The sequence below is a fragment of the Klebsiella michiganensis genome (assembly GCA_000963575.1).
GTDB classification, from domain to species: Bacteria; Pseudomonadota; Gammaproteobacteria; order Enterobacterales; family Enterobacteriaceae; genus Cedecea; species Cedecea michiganensis_A.
In genome coordinates, this window is sequence record CP011077.1 from 2,894,702 (window position 1) to 2,917,117 (window position 22,416).

20 protein-coding genes are annotated in these 22,416 nt (G+C 53.7%); 3 read left to right on the plus strand and 17 right to left on the minus strand.

Annotation, left to right across the window (positions count from 1 at the left end; all coding sequences use genetic code 11):
* Nucleotides 1-32: 32 nt before the first annotated feature.
* The 5 genes from VW41_13435 to VW41_13455 all read right to left on the minus strand — a co-directional run bounded on the left by VW41_13435 (nucleotide 33) and on the right by VW41_13455 (nucleotide 6,417).
* Nucleotides 33-1,700 carry a chemotaxis protein gene (locus VW41_13435; protein AJZ89964.1) on the minus strand — a complete coding sequence of 556 codons (1,668 nt, stop codon included), beginning with the start codon at nucleotides 1,698-1,700 and terminating at the stop codon, nucleotides 33-35.
* Between the two features lie 125 nt (nucleotides 1,701-1,825).
* On the minus strand, nucleotides 1,826-2,782 hold the full coding sequence (locus VW41_13440) for a Spore coat protein U (GenBank protein ID AJZ89965.1): 957 nt from the start codon (nucleotides 2,780-2,782) through the stop codon (nucleotides 1,826-1,828).
* A 35-nt stretch (nucleotides 2,783-2,817) separates the two neighbouring features.
* The gene (locus tag VW41_13445) at nucleotides 2,818-5,097 is read right to left on the minus strand and encodes a fimbrial protein (protein ID AJZ91967.1); all 2,280 of its coding nucleotides are present in this window, start codon (nucleotides 5,095-5,097) and stop codon (nucleotides 2,818-2,820) included.
* 55 nt (nucleotides 5,098-5,152) lie between these two features.
* On the minus strand, nucleotides 5,153-5,872 hold the full coding sequence (locus VW41_13450; protein AJZ89966.1) for a pilus assembly protein PapD: 720 nt from the start codon (nucleotides 5,870-5,872) through the stop codon (nucleotides 5,153-5,155).
* Nucleotides 5,873-5,886: 14 nt separating this feature from the next.
* Nucleotides 5,887-6,417 (minus strand): Spore coat U domain-containing protein, encoded by a 531-nt coding sequence (locus tag VW41_13455; protein AJZ89967.1) that lies wholly within the window; start codon nucleotides 6,415-6,417, stop codon nucleotides 5,887-5,889.
* Between the two features lie 657 nt (nucleotides 6,418-7,074).
* Between VW41_13455 and VW41_13460 the strand changes: the two genes are divergently transcribed.
* Entirely contained in the window at nucleotides 7,075-8,340 is a 1,266-nt protein-coding gene (locus VW41_13460) for a C4-dicarboxylate ABC transporter (GenBank protein ID AJZ89968.1), read from the plus strand.
* Nucleotides 8,341-8,386: 46 nt separating this feature from the next.
* Here VW41_13460 and VW41_13465 read toward each other — a convergent pair whose 3' ends face one another.
* The 6 genes from VW41_13465 to VW41_13490 form a co-directional block, all read right to left on the minus strand.
* Nucleotides 8,387-8,881 carry a chemotaxis protein CheW gene (locus VW41_13465; GenBank protein ID AJZ89969.1) on the minus strand — a complete coding sequence of 165 codons (495 nt, stop codon included), beginning with the start codon at nucleotides 8,879-8,881 and terminating at the stop codon, nucleotides 8,387-8,389.
* 28 nt (nucleotides 8,882-8,909) lie between these two features.
* Nucleotides 8,910-10,928, minus strand: a complete 2,019-nt coding sequence (locus tag VW41_13470) for a chemotaxis protein CheA (protein AJZ89970.1) — start codon at nucleotides 10,926-10,928, stop codon at nucleotides 8,910-8,912.
* Nucleotides 10,929-10,938: 10 nt separating this feature from the next.
* On the minus strand, nucleotides 10,939-11,868 hold the full coding sequence (motB, locus tag VW41_13475) for a flagellar motor protein MotB (protein AJZ89971.1): 930 nt from the start codon (nucleotides 11,866-11,868) through the stop codon (nucleotides 10,939-10,941).
* Nucleotides 11,865-12,755, minus strand: coding sequence for a flagellar motor protein MotA (locus tag VW41_13480; protein ID AJZ89972.1), 891 nt, complete (start codon nucleotides 12,753-12,755; stop codon nucleotides 11,865-11,867). The genes motB and VW41_13480 overlap by 4 nt, the downstream gene beginning before the upstream one ends.
* A gap of 125 nt (nucleotides 12,756-12,880) precedes the next feature.
* Nucleotides 12,881-13,459, minus strand: a complete 579-nt coding sequence (locus VW41_13485) for a transcriptional regulator (GenBank protein AJZ89973.1) — start codon at nucleotides 13,457-13,459, stop codon at nucleotides 12,881-12,883.
* Between the two features lie 3 nt (nucleotides 13,460-13,462).
* Nucleotides 13,463-13,813: a transcriptional regulator gene (locus VW41_13490; GenBank protein ID AJZ89974.1), complete on the minus strand. Its 351-nt coding sequence runs from the start codon at nucleotides 13,811-13,813 to the stop codon at nucleotides 13,463-13,465.
* Nucleotides 13,814-14,752: 939 nt separating this feature from the next.
* Between VW41_13490 and VW41_13495 the strand changes: the two genes are divergently transcribed.
* A complete protein-coding gene (locus VW41_13495; protein ID AJZ89975.1) occupies nucleotides 14,753-15,172 on the plus strand; it encodes a universal stress protein UspC in 420 nt (139 codons plus the stop codon).
* Nucleotides 15,173-15,987: 815 nt separating this feature from the next.
* Nucleotides 15,988-16,491, plus strand: coding sequence for a ferritin (locus VW41_13500; protein ID AJZ91968.1), 504 nt, complete (start codon nucleotides 15,988-15,990; stop codon nucleotides 16,489-16,491).
* Nucleotides 16,492-16,557: 66 nt separating this feature from the next.
* Here the strand turns inward: VW41_13500 and VW41_13505 are convergent, their stop codons facing one another.
* The 6 genes from VW41_13505 to VW41_13530 all read right to left on the minus strand — a co-directional run bounded on the left by VW41_13505 (nucleotide 16,558) and on the right by VW41_13530 (nucleotide 22,304).
* A complete protein-coding gene (locus VW41_13505) occupies nucleotides 16,558-16,809 on the minus strand; it encodes a hypothetical protein (GenBank protein AJZ89976.1) in 252 nt (83 codons plus the stop codon).
* 108 nt (nucleotides 16,810-16,917) lie between these two features.
* Nucleotides 16,918-17,892, minus strand: coding sequence for a peptide ABC transporter substrate-binding protein (locus VW41_13510; protein AJZ89977.1), 975 nt, complete (start codon nucleotides 17,890-17,892; stop codon nucleotides 16,918-16,920).
* Nucleotides 17,885-18,862: a peptide ABC transporter ATP-binding protein gene (locus VW41_13515; GenBank protein ID AJZ89978.1), complete on the minus strand. Its 978-nt coding sequence runs from the start codon at nucleotides 18,860-18,862 to the stop codon at nucleotides 17,885-17,887. Before VW41_13515 ends, VW41_13510 begins: the two co-directional genes overlap by 8 nt.
* The gene (locus VW41_13520) at nucleotides 18,855-19,700 is read right to left on the minus strand and encodes a peptide ABC transporter permease (protein AJZ89979.1); all 846 of its coding nucleotides are present in this window, start codon (nucleotides 19,698-19,700) and stop codon (nucleotides 18,855-18,857) included. Before VW41_13520 ends, VW41_13515 begins: the two co-directional genes overlap by 8 nt.
* 2 nt (nucleotides 19,701-19,702) lie before the next feature.
* Entirely contained in the window at nucleotides 19,703-20,656 is a 954-nt protein-coding gene (locus tag VW41_13525) for a peptide permease (GenBank protein AJZ89980.1), read from the minus strand.
* Nucleotides 20,657-20,714: 58 nt separating this feature from the next.
* Nucleotides 20,715-22,304: a peptide ABC transporter substrate-binding protein gene (locus VW41_13530; protein ID AJZ89981.1), complete on the minus strand. Its 1,590-nt coding sequence runs from the start codon at nucleotides 22,302-22,304 to the stop codon at nucleotides 20,715-20,717.
* Nucleotides 22,305-22,416 lie beyond the last annotated feature (112 nt).

The following is a 22,416-nucleotide window of genomic DNA, read 5'->3' on the forward strand; positions in this document are numbered from 1 at the left end:
CTCTACCGGCCTGCAGGCCGGTATTCATCTGTTCAGAAAGTTTCCCAGTTATCGTCACCCCCGGCCCTGGCCGGAGTACGCGGGGCATGAACCACAGGGCTTTGCGCTACCGGCGCGGCCGCTGCAGGTTTTTTACTACCCGCATTCCCTTGCAAACGGAACGTCGCTACCGATTGAGTCAGGCGACTGGCCTGCTCCTCCAGCGCAGCGGCCGCGGCAGCAGACTCTTCCACCAGCGAGGCGTTCTGCTGCGTCACTCTGTCCATCTCCGACACGGCCAGGGCGACCTGGTCTATTCCCCGGCTTTGCTCGTCGGAGGCGGAGGCAATTTCTCCCATGATGTCCGTGACCCGCGTAACGGCGTTCACGATATCGCTCATGGTTTCTCCTGCGCTTTCAACCAGTACGGAACCCGTATCCACGCGCGAAACGGAATCTTCAATCAGCAGCTTAATTTCTTTCGCCGCCTGGGCGCTGCGGCTGGCTAAGTTACGTACTTCCCCGGCGACGACCGCGAAACCGCGCCCCTGTTCACCGGCACGAGCGGCCTCTACCGCCGCGTTGAGCGCCAGAATGTTGGTCTGGAAAGCTATGCCGTCAATCACGCTGATGATGTCGGCAATTTTCTTCGAGGAGCCGGCGATGTCATGCATGGTTTTCACTACGCCATCCACAACCTTACCGCCGCGCTGCGCGGTTTCAGACGCATTCAGCGCCAGCTGTGAAGCCTGACGTGCGTTTTCGGCGTTCTGCTTCACGGTGGCGGTGAGCTGCTCCATGCTGGCGGCGGTTTCTTCCAGGGAGGCCGCCTGCTGCTCGGTACGGGATGAAAGATCGTTGTTACCGGCGGCAATTTCGGTGGTGCCGCTGTAGATGGCATCCGACCCTTCGCGCACGCTGCTGACCGTGGTGATCAACTCCTGCTGCATGTGCTGTACGCTGGAGGCAAGCTGGGTCAGCTCGTTTTTCCCTTCCACGTTAATTTTTTCCGTCAGGTTACCGGCGGCAATCTCGCGAATGTGGCCAATCACAACGTTCAGCGGCTTAAGCAGAATCTGACGCATACCGACCCAGACCAGTAGAATGACTGCGGCCAGCGCCAGGGCTAAAATGCCAAGCTGCCAGATGGCAAAGGTGTAACCGTCGCGGCTGTCGACGTAAGAGGCTTCATACATGCGATCGTTCAGCGCCAGATAGCCATCGTAGGCTTTTTCGAGCGCATTCTGCATGCCCTGGGTTGACTGGCCGAAATAGGCATCCATGTTGCCGCTTTCCAGGTATCCAATCAGTTCCGCCAGCGCCTGATGGTAGGTCTGGTAATCACCGTCGATGTCTTTCACCACGGTGTTCATTTCAGCGGAAATGGGCGCAACCTGTTTAAAGTTGTTGTAGTGCTGCTCGGCGCTGGCAAGAGATTTCTTCGCATTGTTCAGCAGATCGGTTTTGGCTGCGCTCTGGCTGTTGGCCGGATCCATCATCATGCGCGCGGCAGAGCGGCTAAGGTTAATGCGCGTGTGTAACATCAGGATCCAGGCCTGATTTAATTCGGCCTGCTGCACCCGCAATTCACGGGAGACTTTGAAGTTATCATTGTTGTTTTTTAACGAATTAAAGAACATTCCACCGGAAATGATTTGCAGCAGCGCGAACACCACCAGCACCATCATCAGCATGGTGACAACGCGAATACGCTTTAACATAGGACGCCCTTTTAACGACTTGTTCCCGAGGTTATCGGCACGGCCGGCGGGAACTTTACGTTAAGTCACAGGGAAATTAACCGGTTGCGCCATGGCAGCCGGCCATCTGTCAGGAAGGGGAACGATCAATAGGTTACGGTAATGGTCACCGTATCGGCATAGTCATCCGGCGTGTAGTTAGTGCTCGGAATAGTGACATAGACCGGGAACTGCTGCGTAGCCCCGGTGCCGGTACTGGACGGCATGTTCTGCGCCGTGTTGCCCCACACGGCCCCGGATGTCCCGGTGGCCTGCCTTAGCTGATAGGGCACCTGGTCGGTGTTAGCGCCAGTCCCTTTTAACGCCCCGGTGCCGCCCGTATTGCTATTCGATGGCGTCAGGCCGACGGTGTAGAGCGTGCCGTTGGTGCAGGCAATACCGATGGTGTTATTCGACGCCAGATTGGTTTGCATGGCCGCCACCTGCCCAAAGCTCACGTTATTGGCGTAGCTGACGTTGCACTGCTTGCTCACGGTTGCCACCACGTTGAAGGGAAAGTTAGTTGCCACACCCGTACCGCAGTTAGCGGGCGGGGCCAGCAGGCCGGTATTCATTGTGACGGTGGTCATGCCGCTGGTGTAAATATCCTGATAGCCCCCAGGCGCCGCGGACGTTTGCGGCAGCGACATTTGAGCGTAGACCGTCAGGCTGCCGGTGACGGGCGTCAAATTAAGCAAATTGAGCTGCACCACCGGATAGGTCGTTCCCGACTGGAACTGGCTCCCCCACGCCCCCCCGCTTAATGTGCCCTGATAAAGCTCATAGGGCAGCGTACTGGCTGGCGGCCCGGCAAAAGACATTTTGTGGTTCCCTACCCCGGTTCCGTCAATATTAAAGCAGAGCGTTACCCCGGCCAGCAGATCGCCCAGTTGTTTGGAGCAGCTGTAATCGAAGGTCATCGACGTATTGGGCGTGCCTGTCGCCAGCGGGTTGATGGTGCCAAAGTTAACGGTTTGAACGTTGCTCACCGAGCAAACGACCGCATGGCTAATCCCGGGGGAAAGCAGGAGTACCGCCAGCAGCAGCAATTGTTTTAATCTCATGCGGGTAACTCCTGTATTAACCTGCCCCGGATACGCTATCGACACACGATCGGGCCAATCGTGGGTACGCTTTTCTGATTTTCTGGGTAGTCAAACTCAGCCACGCAAATACCGTTCTCTGTTGTCACCCTGAGCTGATTGTGCAGTTCAAGGGCATCGAAATAGGTCAAACCATCAAACCCGACAACGCTATTCTGCCCGATGCCTGACATTAGCCTGACCGGGCTGCCTTCGGCGATGGCCTTGCCTTTGGTATCAACCAGGTTCACCTGAGCGGCGCGCACCGGCTTGATATCAAAATTCACCAGCGTACCGGAGCGGTCGGCCGGGGTAGCGTTCAGGCTGACGCTGCGGATCCGCATATTGGCCGGCAGGTTCATAGGATCGATACTGATCAGGTTGTTCTGGTAGCTGTTAAGCGGCGTCACCAGCAGCAGGCCACTGCTATCACTATTGCCTACCAGGTTATGCTGCAGCTTGACCGGTACATCCGGGATCCCGTCCGTAGAAACCACGGCAAAACCGTTGTTGATCTCCCGGGCGGCAAACACGCCGCCGCCCATCATCACCAGAGAACCCGTCGCCCCTGCATAACCGTAATTGTTGTCTGGAATGCTGCGGAAGCCGGTATATACGCGGCCATAGCGTCCCAGGTAACCCACTTCGCCCTGCCCGGTTTGCTGTGAACTCTGCTGGCTGGCGGCCACGTTCCAGCCGACCCCGCCTTCGGACGGCGGGCTCTGGCTGGCATTGAGCTGGTAACCCATCTTGTCGCCGGTACGCTGCACCGTCGCCCCGGCAGTCAGGCTATTGCTGGTACTGACGGTCAGCATCAGATAAACGCTGCGGTCGCGGGTGTTATCAATATTTTGGTTAAAGCTGGCGCTTAAGGAGACGTTTTCGGTGATGGATTTAAACCAGCTGGCGTTGGCGTAGCGGATAGCGCTTTGGTCAGGGTAGCGAAACTGCAGGTAACTCAGGCTGAGATTCCCCCCCACGCCGAAGTTATACCCCACCACCGCGCTGCCGCTTAAGGCAGGCGGCGGGGCGCCATACCGAGTCGCCACATCGTGATAATCCCCGGACGTAGCCGTGACGCTGGAGCTAAAGTTGAAGCGCCCGCCGGACCAGCGGTAGCCCAGGCCATATAAATAGCCGTTCTCCCCGGCATCAGAGCTTGCCGCCAGCGCGGTTGAAATCGTCCCGGACTGACTCCAGGGGATCCAGTCGCTGCTGACTCCGCCGTTGACCAGGCTGTCGCTGGCTTCCATATGGCCGCCGGCGGTCAGGCTGTTACTGAAGCCCCGCCGCCAGGTGCCGCTGAGCGCGGGTTCGCTGGCATAGTCGAAGGAGGAATAGCCGTAGTTTTTTCGGACCACGCCCAGCTCAAGAGACCAGTCCGTCAGTCCTTCCCTGAGCAAAAGCTGATCGTTGTAAAAAGAGAAGTTCTGCACGCTGGTTCTGCCCAGGGCATCGGTCATCATCACCTGAGCATTCCCTGCGCCGGTGATATTTGGCAGCGTATTTAACTGGAAACTGCCCGCCGGAACCTCGCCGTTGTAGTATTTAACCCCGTTGACATACAGCTCAACGCTGGAAGGCAGCGTTGCTGAGCCCAGAAACGCCGGAAGCGGCGTCGTTGGCATGTAAGGGTTGAGCCCAAAATCCGTGCCGATTTTCACCCCGGCAATGCGGGTCTGACGAGACCATGAAAGCGAGCTGGTAAGCGTGTCGCCGAGGGTCACCGCCAGCATTTTATCTGGAAAGGATGAGCGCCAGCTGGTGTCCAGACGGCTAAAGGACTGGTTGTTATTCTGCTCCGTGCTGTAACGGGTAAGCTGGGTCGAACTCAGCACGCCTGCCGAATTAAATGCCCGGAACTCACTGAATGTGTTGAAGTTGCTATTCTTCCCGCTGTCCCCGTAGAGGTCGTAATTGAGCAATGCCCCAAAGGCGTTGGCAGCCTTCGGCGAGGCCATTTCAGACTGGTTGAGCTGGGTGGTCTTCAGATCTAACAGGCTCAGCGGTGCGGTTAGCGCCAGGGTTTGTTGCTGAACGTTATAGTCAACCGTGACCTGGGCAATGTCATTCAGGTAAAACGGCGGCTGCGCTTTTTCCGGCAGGTGAAATCCCAACTGACGCAGGGCCATTGCGTCGCCGTAGAGTTTTCCCTGCGCGTAGCCAAGATGAACCAGACCCACGGCATTCCCGTTCACCGTCGTGTCCAGATATAAATCCACGCCTACAGGCTGAGCTGTATCATTACTGGCCGCATTCTGAGGTAAGTCATTATTAGTATTTTGTGCTGCTGTCATGCCTGAGAAAAATAAACCATTAAGCAATACAATATTTACCAAAGAATATGGCCAGTCATAGATTTTGTTCTGTTTTTTGACCATTGATAGTGACTTCAACCTTTCCACTGTGATAAGCATCACTGGCAGACGAAGATATTATCCACCGCATAGTTGAACCGGGAAGAACATAGCCTAACAGGCCTGGAGTAATCGTTTTTCGTGCACCATTAGCCTGAATAAATGTCATGGCAGAAAGCTGGGCGTGGCTGTTTCCATGATTACTCACATCGATAAATGTTTTGCCATCGGTTTGCACTAATGCCCATTTAAGTTTCGCGGTGTTTTCAGCCTGCCCCACAGGCTGCAAAAACACCGGCACAGAATAGCGCATGACAAATTGAAGGGTATTTTTCTGCACTTTAGCAGGCGGCAGTTCATCAATAAACAAACGATAGGCCTGCTCTACCTGATTGGTGGCAGGCGTCGTGCGGATCACGCGGACAAGCTGGCGCTCCCCGGCGGGCAGCGTCACGATAGGTGGGCTAATGACCAGCCCCTGAGAGGTTGACAGCCTGTCGGCATTGCCGCTTTGCTGCCAGTTGAAAACCCGTACCTGTGCGTTGAGCGGCGCAGTCCCTTCATTACTTAACCATATACCGTCCGCATTTTGTGTGGCGCTCAACGTCAGGTTAACCGGCGATATCTGCAGGCCACCGGCTAACGCGTTTTGTCCCACGGCCAGCGCCAGCAACAGGCACGCGCAGGCAGGGCGTCCGCCTAATTTCATTTTCATCCGTTGTCCTGAAATCAGTAGTTAACGTTGACGGTCACTGTATCCGCATAGCTGTCTGGCGTGTAGTTGGCGCTCGCCGCAGTGGCATAAACCGTATACGTTATAGCCAGTCCTGTGCCTAAGCCCGCCACGCCGTTACCCACTGTCGTTGTGGTGGCGGTGTTACCCCAAACCGGCCCGGTAGCCGAGGTTTGGTTCAACTGATAAGGAACTTTGTCGGTGTTGGTTGCAGCGTTAAGCACGGACGACATCGCCCCCGAACCGGTGGTGGTTCCGCCGTTGGCCGCAGAAGGTGCAAGTCCGATAAAATAAGGCGTTGCCTTTGAGCAGTTAACGGTGAACGTATTACTTTGCGAGGTGTTTACTGCGCTAGCTGCCACCGACCCAAGGTTAATATTCGAGCCCGTGCCAGCCGTCACTGCACAGGATTTTGTAATCGTGATGAGGACCTGAAATGTACCGTTTGCCACCGCCGCATTAGCCGATGGAATAACCGCAAACGCAGTACAAGAGAGAATTAAGCGTGCTGCAGTGGCTGAATTCATATCCTTACCCTCATTCAAATGATTCAATCATGCTTCGTGAATATACAGCGAAGCGGCACGGGATGATTTAACGTTAGTCTATATTCCGCTTTAATAAAGACGGCGGACACCATAACTTGTCGTTTATATAATTCGTCATGAAGCCAAAGACCAGCCTCTTAAATACCGCTCATGCTGCAGGAAACATAATTCCGCCCACACATTAAGCCTAATCGTTCAATTTACAAGCAGGCAAAACGGTTTCTGTTCGCAACTTTCATAGACCGCCTGGTAAGAAAAAAATCAGTACGTTACGTCATCACTTAGTTGAAATTTAGTTTAGAGAATGGGAAATAACCAGACCACGTCAAAAAATTCACCTCAGCGGTGGATTGACACACTATTACCAATAAAAACAAACCGTTAACCGCAACACCCCTCAACATTCTGCAACGTGAAAAGAATATATCCACTGTTTTGTGACAACAATCACAAATAATGATTAAGTGCTGCTTAATTAACAATTAACAGAATTTATAAAAAAGAGTTGTATATCGGCGCAGTTTGATTCAATTTATGCTCCGCACATTTACGGCCCGGAAACAATAATTATATAGGGGTCAGTAAGTTACAAAAAAACACACATTAACTACAGTCAACTACGGGGTTACTAAGTCAGTGGCAAGTTCAAACAAACTCACGCTATTCATCATTCTGTTCATGATAGCGGGGATCTTCACCGGTGCGGCCATCCACGAATACGCCGCCGCCGACGTCATCAAAGGCTACGCCGATAACATCACGCTGTTTACCGATATCTTCCTGCGTCTGATCAAAATGGTGATTGCACCTTTGGTCTTTAGCACCCTGACGGTCGGCATCATGAAGCTGGGCGAAACCTCTACCATTGGCCGCGTAGGCGGTAAAGCAATGGTCTGGTTTGTCTCTTCTTCCGTGCTGTCGATTCTGGTCGGCCTGTTTATTGTCACCCTGGAGCATCCGGGCGCGGGCATGAACCTGGAAGTTCCGGCCGAAACCGTACAGACCGGCCTTGCCGTTAGCGGGATGACGCTGAAAGCCTTTATATCCCATACGATCCCAACCAGCATTGCCGGGGCGATGTCGGACAACGAGATCCTGCAGATTGTGGTGTTCTCGATGTTCTTTGGTATTGCCGGTGCCTCTTTGGGCGAGAAATTTAACGCCCCGCTGGTCAGCGCCCTGGACGTTGTGTCCCACATCATGCTAAAAGTGACCGGCTATGTGATGTATGTGGCGCCGTTGGCCATTTTCGCCGCCATCTCTTCGGTGATTGCAACCCAGGGCCTGGGCATTCTGCTGAACTACGCGTCGTTCATCGGCGGCTACTATGTGGCTATCGTGCTGACCTGCGTGGTACTGATTAGCGTCGGCTACATGGTGCTGAAGCGGGATGTGTTCCGCCTGCTGGCGATGCTGAAAGATCCTGTTCTGGTCGCCTTTACTACCAGCAGCTCCGAAGCGGCCTACCCGAAAACGCTGGATCAGCTGACCCGCTTCGGATGCTCCCGCAACATCGCCTCGTTTGTGCTGCCCATCGGTTACTCCTTTAACCTGGTCGGCTCGATGGTCTACTGCTCCTTCGCTTCCATGTTTATTGCCCAGGCTTACAACGTGCACCTCTCCTTCTCTGAGATTGCCGTTCTGATGCTGACGCTGATGCTGGCGTCCAAAGGCATTGCCGGCGTGCCGCGCTCCGCGCTGGTTGTGCTGGCAGCGACGATTCCAAGTTTCAATATTCCGGTAGCGGGTATCCTGCTGCTGATGGGCATTGACCACTTCCTGGATATGGGCCGCTCGGCCATCAACGTGCTGGGCAACGGCGTGGCTACCGCGATGCTGTCCAAGAACGAAGGGATGCTGGAAGAAACCGGCTCCGTGCCGGGGGAAGAAGTTCAGGCATAAAAAAAGGCTACCCTCGGGTAGCCTTTCTTCTTTCTATCAAGTCTGGTCAGGCAACCGCAGAATCCAGCAGTTCCATCTCTTCGCTGTTCAGCAGCTTCTCGATGTTCACCAGAATCAGCATACGTTCGCCCAACGCCCCCAGGCCTGTCAGGTATTCAGTCGACAGCGTAACGGCAAACTCAGGCGCAGGACGAATCTGATCGGCCGTCAGCGACAGCACATCGGACACGCCATCAACCACAATCCCGACCACGCGTTTTTCCAGGTTCAGCACGATAACCACGGTGTTGTCGTTATATTCCACGCCGTCCTGCTCGAACTTCAGGCGCAGGTCGATGATCGGCACAATCACGCCGCGCAGGTTGGTTACGCCCTTGATAAAAGCTGGCGTGTTCGCGATGCGCGTCACCTGATCGTAACCGCGGATCTCCTGCACCTTCAGGATATCAATGCCGTACTCTTCAGCGCCGAGAGTGAACACCAGAAACTCCTGGCCTACGTTTTCTCCGGTCAGTTTTGTCACATTTGTTAGTGCAGTCATTTGCGTACCTATTCTTTTAAGCGGTTAATCAGGCGACGGTTAGCGCCAGACGTTGTTCACGGTTTAGCCCCTGCAGCGCAGAAACATCGACGATCAGCGCCACGCTGCCGTCCCCCAAAATGGTGGCCGCAGAAATGCCCGGCACCTTGCGGTAGTTGCTTTCAAGGTTTTTCACTACAACCTGGTGCTGGCCAATCAACTGATCGACCAGCAGCGCATAGCGACGCCCGGCGCTTTGCAGGATCACAACGATGCCCTGCGTGGCTTCGGTTTTTGCGCCTTGAACGTCAAAGACTTTCCACAGCTCAACCAGCGGCAGATACTCCCCGCGTACTTCCAGTACACGCTCGCCGCCCGCCAGCGGGTGCAAATCTTCTTCCTGCGGCTGCAGAGATTCCATCACCGCGTTCAGCGGAAGAATAAATACTTCGTCACTCACCTTGACCGACATGCCGTCCAGAATGGCGAGGGTCAGCGGCAGCAGGATACGAATGGTCGTCCCTGCCCCGGCTTTCGATTGAATTTCGACGTGGCCGCCCATCTCCTGGATGTTACGTTTCACCACGTCCATGCCCACGCCGCGGCCAGAAACATCGGTCACCTGCTCGGCAGTAGAGAAGCCCGGTGCGAAGATCAGCATTCCCACTTCGTCATCGGTCATGCTTTCGCTGACCGGCATTCCCTGGGAAATAGCCTTCGCCAGAATACGTTCGCGGTTAAGCCCTGCGCCGTCATCGGTCACTTCGATACAGATATTGCCGCCCTGGTGTTCCGCAGACAGAATCAGGTTGCCAACTTCGGACTTCCCTGCCGCGCGGCGTTTTTCCGGCGACTCGATGCCATGATCCAGGCTGTTACGCACCAGGTGCGTTAACGGGTCAATAATACGCTCGATCAGGCTCTTATCCAGCTCCGTGGAGCTGCCCATCAGCGTCAGTTCCACCTGCTTGTTCAGTTTCCCGGCCAGGTCACGGACCAGACGCGGGAAGCGGCTGAAGACGTATTCCATCGGCATCATACGGATAGACATCACCGACTCCTGGAGGTCGCGCGCATTACGCTGCAACTGCCCCATGCTGGTGATCAAATCGCCGTGGTTGACCGGGTCGAGTTCGTTAGAGCGCTGGGCCAGCATTGACTGGGTAATAACCAGTTCACCGACCAGGTTAATGAGTTGGTCAACCTTCTCTACCGCCACGCGGATACTGGTAGATTCGGATGCGCGAGCGGCAGGCTTATCGCGCTCAACGCGCCCTGTGGCTGGCGTTAACGGCTCCGGCAGGCCGGCTTTTTGCACCGCGACTGCCGTTTGCGCAGCAGCTTCAGGCACCGCCACCGAAGTGGTTTCTGCCACCGCTGGCGCACTTGTTGCGGCAACGGGCACAAAGCTGATTTGCTCGGGCTCAATTACGAAGCAAAGTACGGCGGTAATATCATCTTCGCTGACGCTGGTTTCCAGCGTGGCCGTCACGGAAGCGGCGTCTTTAACCACATCGCTCAGGGTGCCCAGGTTCCCCAGCTCTTCGAGCATCAGGTCACGTTCAGCCTCTTTCAACCCATCAATCACCACCCGCAGTTTGCCGCCGTTGTCGGCTGGTGCGGACGCAGGCTGCTCCGTTTCTACCACGGAGAGTTTGGCCGGCGCCGACGGAGCCTCGCCTTTGGCTTCCAGGGCCAGTTGACGCAGCGCTTTGCAGATATAATCGAAGCTTGCGGCATCCGGCTCTTCAGAGTTTTTATAGGCGTCCAACTGTTCCTGCATAATATCCTTGGTTTCCAAAAACAGGTTGATGATATCGGTGTTGAGCTGCATCTCACCGCGCCGCGCTTCGTCGAGCAGGTTCTCCATCAGGTGGGTCGTTTCCTGCAGGATGGAGAAGCCAAACGTGCCGGCGCCACCCTTGATGGAGTGAGCCGCACGGAAAATAGCGTTCAACTGTTCAGAATCCGGCGCCTCGGGCACCAAATCCAGGAGATGCTGCTCCATATCAGCCAACAGTTCGTCGGCTTCGTCAAAAAATGTCTGGTAAAAATCGCTAATATCCATGCTCACGCTATCACCTCGTAGCTGGTTGTGGCGCAACTGTGTTATTCGCCGGAGCCGCCGTAGGATCCTGCTGCAGAACGCCAAGAGGTTGGTTATCGCTCTCGGAGTTCTCGTGCATGATGGCGTCTTCGGTCTGTTTATTAAGCACCAGCAAACTGATGCGACGGTTAATGGCGTCACCGCCTCCGCGTTTGGAGAGACTCATCGTGGAGGACATCCCGATCACGCGCAGCACTTTGCCATCGTCGAGACCACCGGCTACCAGCTCACGGCGGGACGCGTTCGCGCGGTCGGCGGAAAGCTCCCAGTTGCTGTAGCCGCGCTCGCCGTTGGCATAAGGCAGGTCATCGGTATGACCGGACAAGCTTATCTTGTTAGGGATACCGTTCAGCACCGGCGCGATTTTGCGCAGGATGTCACGCATGTAAGGTTCCACTTCCGCGCTGCCGTTTTTAAACATCGGGCGGTTTTGGCTGTCGATAATCTGAATACGCAGCCCTTCCTGAACCAGATCGATTTGCAGGTGCGGGCGCAGCGCGCGCAGTTTAGGGTCGGATTCAATAAGCTGGTCCAGATCCCCCTTGATGCGTTTCAGGCGGTTGGCCTCCATACGCTTGCGCAGCTCTTCGATGTTGGGCTGTTTTTTCACTTCTCCCTGCTGCTGGGTGACGTCGTCGCCCCCACCAGGAATGGGACTTTCGCTGTCGGCAATGCGCTGGCCGCCGGTAATGGCCTGCGCCAGCGGGGTGCGGAAATAGTCAGCAATTTGCGCCAGCTCTTTCGGGCTGGAGATGGAAATCAGCCACATAACGAGGAAGAAAGCCATCATCGCGGTCATAAAGTCCGCGTAGGCAATTTTCCAGGAGCCGTGTGCCGCCCCGCCGTGTGCCTTGTGCTTGCGGCGCTTTACGACAACGATGGGATGGGCCTGATTTTTCATACTTCTTCTTCCGTCGCGCGCTGCGCGTTCGGGGAACGTACCGCTCTGACATGCTCTTCCAGCTCAATGAACGATGGACGCTCGCTGGAGTACAGCGTTTTACGGCCAAATTCCACCGCAATTGGCGGCGCATAACCGTTGAGACTGGACAGTAAAGTGACCTTCACGCACTGCATCATTTTGGTGGTTTCAGCGCTTTTTTGGCGCAGCACGCTCGCTAATGGGGAAATAAAACCGTAAGCCAGTAAAATACCGAGGAAAGTTCCCACCATTGCGTGCGCAATTAATGCGCCTAATTCCGCAGCGGGACGATCGGCAGATGCAAGAGCGTGCACAACCCCCATTACCGCAGCAACGATACCGAAGGCAGGTAATGAATCTCCCATTAACGCAAGGCTGTTGGCAGGTATTTCCGCTTCGCTTTCATGGGTCTCGATTTCTTCATCCATCAGCGCTTCAATTTCGAATGTATTCATATTTCCGCTGATGATTAAACGCAAATAATCGACAATAAAATCAAGCATCATGGTGTCCGCTAAAATACGCGGGTAGCTGGCGAAGATTTCGCTTTCTTTAGGGTTTTCAATGTCTCTTTCGAGTGAAAACATACCCTGCTGACGCGACTTAGCCATCAGACGATAAAGCAATGCCATCAAATCCATATACATGCTTTTGGTATATTTTGAACGTCTGAAGAGCAGCGGCAGCGCTTTTAAAGTCCCCTTAATCGCCTTGCCGTTATTCCCTACAATAAACGCCCCAATACCCGCCCCACCAATGATCACAAATTCAGCAGGTTGATAAAGTGCGCCAAGGTGGCCGCCGGTCAACATGTAACCGCCGAACACTGTCCCTAAAACAACCAGGTAACCTATTAAAATCAGCACGAGATCATCCTTACGCCGTTGAGTGTAGCGAGGATGCCCAGGAGGCAGATGCAGCGTCGTGTTTGGCCATAAAAAAAGCAGCGGTAATCTCTCACCGCTGCTGGAATACGCAAACACAGAATCTGTTAAACAGCCTGTTCCACCTGGTCATCCAGCAGTTGTGGAATAATATCGGCAGCATTCTGGGAAAGTTTACGTCTTTTTACCGCCCTTGATGGCGGCTGGCACAGACTGCAGGCAAAGCTGCCGACCGGCTGGTGTGCGTGGGTGATAAAATTGCCCCCACAGCAGTTACACTGGCTCAACTGGAGCATACCGCTCTCAACGAAACGAACCAGCGTCCAGGCGCGAGTCAGTGCCAGAAGCGGACCGTCAGACTGGGAAGGACATTGTTCAAGATAGAGTCGATAGGCTTTAATCACCGCATCAACGCCAGTGCATAGCCCACTACGAAGTAAAAACTGCCAGGCATTACAGAACATGGAAGCATGAATGTTTTGCTCCCAGGTCATAAACCAATCAGTAGAGAAAGGCAGCATCCCTTTTGGAGGAGGACTTCCACGGAGTTCTTTGTAGAGTTTGATCAGGCGACCACGGCTCAACTGCGTTTCGCTTTCCAGCATTTGCAGTCGGGCACCCAGTGTTATCAGCTCCATAGCAAGCTGAATATCGCGAGCTTCCTGGACAATACTTTTCTCGCTCATTTGTTATGCCCTTTTTTTCTTAGGTGCCTCGGCAGGCGTCGACACCTCATTCAATAAACGGGTAGATAACAAAATACCGGTATGGATTTGTTGTAAATCATCCACACGGGAGTCTTGTGTTAAACGAGTAATTGCCTGACTTTCGCTAAAACGGAACTGACAAACTAATTGGTTAGTTTCTGCCAGTTTCACCATTTGGGGCAACGTAAGTTCCCCTAGCGTATTTGCCATATCCTCAGCGATACCTAATCGAAACATAGCCGAAGCTTTGTCCTGACTAATAAGACGCTGTGCAAGCAATAAGTACGACAAATTGATGTCGTAAATATGTTTTAGCAACTCGGAAGTATGCATTTTTTCCATCCCGAATAACCAACTATTATTGTATGCGGCCCAGCCTAAATATCTCGGATGACAGTAACGTTTCAGCGTGTGTAAATTCTCCAGAAACTTACAATTGTAAGAAACCGAAGCGCATTTACCGCGCTACTACTGTTTTCTGAACTATTAGGGGGTTTTTACCGCACCCCGCGATGTCGCCGGGTCGCCCCGGTTAAATTAAAACAATCGTTACGGCCAAAATGCACGGATAGATCTTTAGCTCCGACTCAGCCTCCTTCACATCCCACAGAAGAAGCCTTTTCCCTGACAGAGCCCGAACGTATGTTGTCGTTCATCATTTTATTACAAAAAACTAAGATTTTTCCTAATTCGGGCAAACTCTACTCGCAGCCCCTGGCACATACAATGCAGCCACCTGCGATTTTGGAATTTATGTGACGCAGATCACATAAATACATCATCCTTCGGAGTGAAAAGCATCAGAATCGCTTTTCATTTGCTTACTTTTTAATCTAATTGAGAATTTAACCGAAGCCGGTAGACGAATAGTGACACTGAAAGATCACAACTCCATGAGTTGCCATTGCTTTTTATCCGATACCGGCGGCCAGGAATGCCTGGGCGATCACACTTTAAGAAAGCCATAAAGAGTAATCTGCTGTTATTCATGGACTTAAGTCAAATTATAGCGTGATTTTAACCGACCGTTATGATTTCAAAAGCGTCAGTTACCGAAAGTTATCGCGCGATCCAGGTTCTCAAATTAATCCGTTCGTCTGATGGAAAAATTTCACATTTCGTCTACGAAACAATGTTGCAAATTCGTTTCATAAGAATAACTAAACAATTTCTATGAGTGGCCTCACATTTCGTATCGCGACAAGCGTTGCACCTGGGGCACAACTGGTGTAAGAAAATGTTAACAATTCACGCTAAATGTGGAGGGGTTATATGAGCTATCGTCATGTGCTGGTTGCCGTTGCTATCACGCCTGAAAGCCATCGTCTGGTACAAAAGGCCGTCTCCATCGTCAAACCCGTCAACGGAAAAATTTCCCTCGTCACGCTCGCATCAGATCCTGAACTGTATAACCAGCTTGCCGCCCCTATGATGGAAAACCTGCGCGATCTGATGCTGGAAGAAACCCATCTTTTTCTCGATGAGTTAAAAGAGAAAGCGCAATATCCTGTTGAAAAGGTAATTATTTCCACAGGGGAACTAAGCGAGCACATTTTGGATATCTGTCAAAAGCACGATGTCGATTTAGTACTTTGCGGTAATCATAATCAGAGTTTCTTCGGCAAAGTCATGTGCTCAGCCAAGGCTGTCGTGGCTTCTAGCCAGGTCGATGTGCTGCTGGTCCCGCTTTAACGCCCCTCCAACAGGAAGCGGAGCCTACTCGGCTTTTTTAGCCTCAACTCCGCTGCTTTTTCAGTTATTCCACAGCGACTAATCACGTCAATTTATAAAAACTCACGTTTTTGTCCTGTGCTTTCGCCACGGTCTTAATACAGAAAGATAACGCTCAAATAAACGGCAGGGTTTTCGGGTTTCGTCATAACGCCTGCCGCACCGTATTCCTCGGGGATACTTCGCCGGCAGGATACTGCTTCCCTTTAGCAACCCAATCACCCCACCTGGGCATACTTTTTTACGATAGATAGAAAAAAACAATTCATTAGCCGTATCAGCGGATTCGGCCCTATTACCCTTCCCGGAATTGCTCGTTTTTTATCCCCGCAGCCTGTTCAGGTGCAACCCCGGATCGCGTTCGCCCGACAATCGTTCGCCCCACAGAGCGAGTGTTTTGTTTGAAACCCGGATGATTAAATCCCTGACTGAGAGGTAAATGATACAAACATGATCTCTATGCGCTTAAGCCGTCAATTTAAAAAAGAGCAGAAAAATAAAAAATGATTCACATTATAAACAATTGAAAAATTCAGCCAGCCACACTTTTGACGTGACACCAAAAGGATGACACCCCATTAACATGGAGGATATATTTTATATCAAATACAGTAGGTTACATAAGTTAAGAAAAAAGAACAAATCAGCCTGCTTTTATCTTTAATAAGATGAAAGAAATCAAAAATAGCGCTAATCAGGACTTTTCTCATCCTTGATAGCAGCGTATGTTTATTTCATCCCTTCGTAAAATTGCTCATGGAAATAAGGATATTTATATGCCCGCGGCCAGCATGATCCAGAAACTTAATGCGCAAATTAATCGTGAGTTCTACGCGTCCCACCTGTGTCTGCACCTGAGCGCCTGGTGTGCCAAAAACAGCCTGACAGGGAGTGCGAATTTTTTACGCAGCCAGGCACAAAACAACGTCACCCACATGATGCGGGTCTTCAATTTTATGAAGCAGTCCGGCGGCATGCCTAGCGTCGGCACCATCTCTCCGCCTGACTGCCACAGCCTGACGCTGGAAGAACTTTTCCAACAAACGCTGGATGACCATCACCTGAGACATGAAACGCTGACCATGCTTAAGGAAGAAGCTAAAGCCGTCAATGCCGGTAAGATTGTGAGTTTTTTAATGGCGCTGGAATTAGAACAGGATCGCGAGGGAGAGCGGCTGCAAACGGTTCTTGAAGAGGTGCGCAATGCCAAAAAAGCGGGCCTGTGTATGAGCCAGACCGACAGGCGCGTGCTCAGCTTCGTCGAACACGGCTGTCATTGAGCTGTTCGGCTCAGATAAAGAAGCCCCGCGAATCGCGGAGCTTCTTTATGGCAGCTTAAAACAGCCTCAGTGTGCGTCTTTCTGCTGCGTGAATTTCAGCTCAATCAGGGCAATTGCTTTTTGAATCGCCCGGCGCGTGACCGGGTCAACGGCCGCTGGATGGGTGGTAAAATCGATGGTTTTCAGCTGTTCAGCCATCTTGTCACGGACTTCAACGGGGGCAATCACATCAATCACGTCGAGAATTTGTTTAATCACTAACTGGCACGCCACGACATCGGAAACCAGTTCCTGATCGGCAGAGAGTTGTTCGGCCATTTTAATCTCCTGTTTTATTTGCGCGACAGTCTACCTGCGCGCCTCTGCACGAGGCAACAGCGTATTCGCCGGAAGAAAGGGAAGCGAGAGCAAAATGCCCCCGCCGACTCATTTTTCGAACTGCCAGCAGGCCACCCGGTGGCCCGGCGAGATCTCCTGCATTCGAGGCGGTTGCTCGTGGCACTGCCCCATGGCCCGCGGGCAGCGGCTGGCAAACTTACAGCCTGGGTTTTCCCCCGCCTCACTGCCCATTTCGCCCTTTAACCCGCCCTGCTCCAGCATCTGAACATGCGGATCGGCGACGGGAATAGAAGCCAGAAGCGCCCGGGTATAGGGATGAGCGGGCTGGCTATACAGCGTTTGCGCAGGAGCTTCCTCCACCAGCGACCCTAGATACATCACCCCAATTCGGTCTGAAATGTGGCGAACCATCGACAAATCATGGGCGATAAACAGGTAAGTCAGCCCGAAAGCCTGCTGCAAATCCTGCAGAATATTTACAACCTGTGCCTGGACGGAGACATCGAGGGCAGACAGCGGCTCATCGCAAAGAATAAATTCTGGATTCACCGACAGCGCCCGGGCAATGCCGATCCGCTGCCGTTGCCCGCCGCTGAACTCATGGGGAAAACGGTCAAGATGCTCCAGGTTTAACCCCACCTGCCCAAGCAGTTCCAGAGTACGGGCTTTCCGCCGGGGCGCATCATAACCGTGAATACGCATCGGCTCCGCGATTAGCTGCGCCACCGTCAGGCCAGGATTTAGCGACGAATAAGGATCCTGGAAAACAGCCTGCATCCGGCGGCGGATGGGCTTTAGCTGACGCTCATTAAGCGCCGCAATGTTTTGCCCATCGAACTCTATTGTGCCGTCGGTTAACTCGAACAACCGCAATAAGCTTCGCCCGAGCGTCGATTTACCGCAGCCGGACTCCCCTACAAGGCCGTAAGTTTCCCCCGGAAAAATATCGAAGCTCACGCCATCCACGGCCTTTACAGTCGTGTTCGGCCCGAACCAGCTCCGGTTCGCAATGAAATGTTTGTGCAGATTACGCACGCGAATTAAAGGAGTAATGTCAGGCATGAGCGGCCTCTTTTTCCCACAGCCAGCAGTTGACCTGATGGCCGTCGGCAAACGTGTGTTTGGGCGCCGGGGTGTCGCAGATAGCCATGCGCTGTGGGCAACGAGCGGCAAAAGGACAGCCTGGCGGCGGATGCAGCAGACCTGGCGGGCTGCCCTCAATCGGTGATAAACGCTCTTCGCTGCCGTCGGGGCGAGGCAGAGAGGCCAGCAGCCCTCGCGTGTAGGGATGGGCCGGCCGATAAAAAATCGCCTCGACACTCCCCTGCTCCATCACCAGCCCGCCGTACATCACCACTACCCGGGAGCAGACCTGCGCCACCACGCCCAGGTCATGAGTTATCAATAAAATGGCGGTGTCCGTCAGCTGCTGGAGATGTTTCAGCAGGCGCAGGATTTGCGCCTGAATCGTCACATCCAGTGCGGTCGTCGGCTCGTCGGCAATCAGCAATGACGGATGGCACGACAGCGCGAGGGCGATCATCACCCGCTGGCGCATCCCGCCGCTAAATTCATGCGGATACTGGTCGTAGCGTTTTTCCGGCTGGCTGAGGCCCACCTGCCCGAGCATCACTATCGCCTTCTCTTTGGCCACTTTTTTGCTCAGATTCTGATGGCGAATAAGGATTTCGCTCATCTGCCTACCGATGGTCAACACCGGGTTTAACGCCGTCATCGGATCCTGGAAAATCATCGCGATTTCGCTGCCGCGGAGATGACGCATCTGCTCCGCCGTTTTACGCGCCAGGTCTTCCCCCTGAAAACGGATATGCCCTCCCACAACTTTGCCGTGACTGCCGAGCAAATTGATAACCGATTTGCAGGTGACGCTTTTGCCACAGCCAGACTCGCCCACAATGCCCACAACTTCCCCCCGCTGCACGCTGAAGGTAACGCCGCGCACCGCCTGAACCTCTCCGTCGCGGGTGAAGAAAGAGGTTTTCAGATTATCGATTTCCAGCAGATTACGCATCGCGGTTTGCCCCCGGCTCAAAAGCTGTGCGGAACACATCGCCCAGCACGTTAAAACTCAACACCGTCAGCAGGATCAGCACGCCCGGGAACATCGCCAGCCAGGAAGCTTCGCCGATATATGACTGGGCGTTATTCAACATGCTTCCCCAGGAGGCATCAGGCTGCTGCACGCCAAGACCAAGAAAACTCAATGTGGACTCCAGGAGGATCGCGGAGGCGATATTCAGGGTGGCCGCCACAATAATCGTCGGCAAAATATTCGGGATGATATGCCGGGTAATAATTATCAGCGGATGTTCCCCGGAGGTCCGGGCATAAATCACGTACTCCCGCTCTTTTAACGTCAACGTTTCAGCCCGCACCAGCCGCGACATATTCATCCAGGTCAGCGCGCTGATAATCAAAATGATGTTAGCGATTCCGGGCTTCAGGTAGGCATTGAGCACCAGCAGCAGGAAAAAAGCCGGGATTGACATTAAGATGTCCACCAGCCTCATCAGCAGATTGTCAATTTTTCCGCCAAAGTAGCCGCTGACGGTGCCTACCAGCGTACCAATCAGCGTGGAAAACAGCATGGCTAAAAACCCGACCATCAGGGAGATTTTCCCGCCGTAAAGCGCGCGGGTGAAATAGTCCCGGCCATATTCATCCGTGCCAAACCAGTGGCTTACATCAGGCGGCAGCATTCTTCCCTGAAGCGACATCTGATTGGGGTCCCACGGACTTAAAAAAGCCGATAATGACGCCAGAGCAAAAATCACCAGCACCGCCAGAGAAAACTGCGCCGGGCGGCTGTGCTTCAGACCTTGTTTAACCTGCATCCATCTTCTGCTCATGGTTACCTCAGCGCCTTAATGCGCGGATCCGCCACGCGATACAGAAGGTCGGCCAGCAAATTCCCCACCATCAGCATCAACGCTGAGAGCAGAATAATGGCCATGATAAGCGGGTAGTCGAGGGAGGTTATGGCCTGGATCCCCAGCAGCCCCATGCCCGGCCAGGAAAACACGCTTTCCGTCACGTAGGCGCCCACCACCAGCTCGCCAAAAGAGAGGCCAAACAGCGTGATGACCGGCAGCAGCACGTTCTTCAGCACATGCCGAAACAGGATGGTACTGCGGGTTGCCCCATAGGCCAGCTGAGTTTGCACATAGTCGGCGGACAGCTGGCTGATGGTGTTCGAACGGATATAGCGCACATAGCTGGAGAGGTTGTAAAACGTCAGCGCGATGCAGGGCAGAATGCCGTGACGAACCACATCGAGCCAGGCATCCTCCACGCCGATGGTCCGCATCCCCATGCTCGGCAGCCAGTTAAGCTGCACAGAAAACACGGTAATCAGCAGTATGCCAAACCAAAATATCGGCACCGAGATCCCCACATAAGCGAACATGTTCAGGGCATGGTCGAGCCAGCGGTGTTTGAACGCCCCCGCCAGCAGCCCCAGCGGAATCGCCAGCAGGATAGCCAACAGCAGGGATACTCCCATCAGGCCAAGCGTGGCCGGGATGCGCTCGGCGATCATCGTCAGCACCGGACGGTGATAAATCAAAGAGTAGCCGAGGTCACCCTGTAGCAAATTTTTCAGCCACAGCAGGTATTGCACCGGCAGCGGCTTATCCAGCCCCATGCTTTGGCGGATCCGCTCGATATCATCCGGGCTCATGCGCGGCGTAATATACGCCTGCACGGGGTCGCCGGGGGCCAGCTTTACCAGTAAAAAGGAGACCAGCGAGATAAAAAGCAGCATCGGGAATAACTGCAGTAAGCGCCGGAAAAGAAGGTTATTCATATTTTCGCCTGCCTCCGCCCGGCCTGTGCAGACGTGCCGGGCGGAAGGTCACTCATTGTTATTGTTGATAAATCTTCGACAAATCCTGGAACATATAAACGGGCTTAGGCTCCGCCTCTTTCGTCCCGCCAAAACGTTTGTCCACCGCCACAACCGCGTTGGTGTAGGCAATCGGGTACCAGGCCATATCGTTGGCGACGGTTTGTTGGATCTGCTTGTAAATAGCCGCGCGCTTCGCCGCATCCGTTTCCGTCGCGCCCTGCTCCCACAACGCATCAAACGCCGGGTTTTTATAGTGCGCGTAGTTATAGGCTTCGTTGCTCATATACAGTGACTTATAGCCGTCCGGCTCAGAGCCCATGATGTATCCTCCCAGGCTTAGCTCCCAGGCGGTGTTTTTCATGTCCTGACTGCGCTGAGACATCGCGTTTGCATCCAGAGGCAATAATTCAACGTTGATACCTATCGCCTTCAGCTGCTGCTGGATATAGAGCCCCATGCTTTCCTGGGTTTTATTACTGTTGATGTAGGCCAGGCGCAGCTTCAGACCTTCCGGCTGCCCGGACGCTTTAAACAGCGCTTTGGCTTTATCGGGATCGAACGTGTACGGTTCCACATCGCTGGTCTGGTACAGGGTATCCGGCGTGAGAATGGAAGCCGCCGGTTTCGCGTAATCGAGGGAGGTGAACGCCGTTTGCACCAGGTCATCTTTGTTCAGCGCGTACGCGATTGCCTGACGCAGGGCTTTGTTCTTCATGCTGTCAACGTTCTGGTTGAACGTCATGTAGGCCAGACGCCCTTCCGGGTAAATGACAAAATCAAACTTGCCGGTGGCTTTCAGGCGTGAAACATCCTGCGGGTCCACCATCTTGAGATTGATTTCACCGTTCTGCAGCGCGAGGTTAGCCGAGTTTGCGTCCTTCGCGAAGCGGTAGGTCACCGAATCGAGTTTCGGTTTACCGTTCCAGTAATCATCGAACCGCGTCAGCGCGTAGTACTGGCCCGCGCGGTACTCTTTAAACTTGAACGGGCCGGAGCCGACTGGCGCTTCATTGCGCGTGCTCTTTTCCAGATCGCCCGCTTCGCTACCGAAGATATGCTGTGGGATCGGGAAAATTTGCACCAGCGTACCGGCGAAGGCGGCGCTCACCTGCGGGAGCGTAAATTTCACCGTGAGAGGATCCACTTTGCTTACGCTGAGGGGCTTGTTGCCATAAACAAACATGCTGCGGAAGAAGCTATGCTGCTTTTCATCCAGCAGTTTATTAAAGGTGAACACCACGTCATCGGCGGTAATCGGCCGTCCATCCTGCCATTTCAGACCGGGCTTCAGCTTCAGCGTCCAGGTGAGATTATCGGCTGAAGGCGTCAGGCTTTCCGCCAGGCCCCATTCGATCTTGTCGCCGCTGTAACTGTACAGCGGCGAGTAAAGCGCCTGCATAATGGTGAGCGTAGTCCGATCGCTGGCATACAGCGGGTTCATGGCCAGCGGATCGCCGGAGGTGATGCCGATTATCAGGCTGCCGCCCTGCTGCGCTTCTTTTGCCGGGGCAGGCGCCGCCGCGGTCTCTTTTTTAGCGTCATCACAGCCGCTCAAGGCCAGGGCCAGCGCGGCGACTAGCGCCGACAATACCAGAGGTTTACGCATTGCTTCAGAAACTCCTTGCTCAATAAGAGCCCGCATAGTGCGACACTCGCTATCGCTTGTAAATGTGCCTAAAAAGCATAAGCTTAGCCGAAATTTAACTATCCGCATGGTG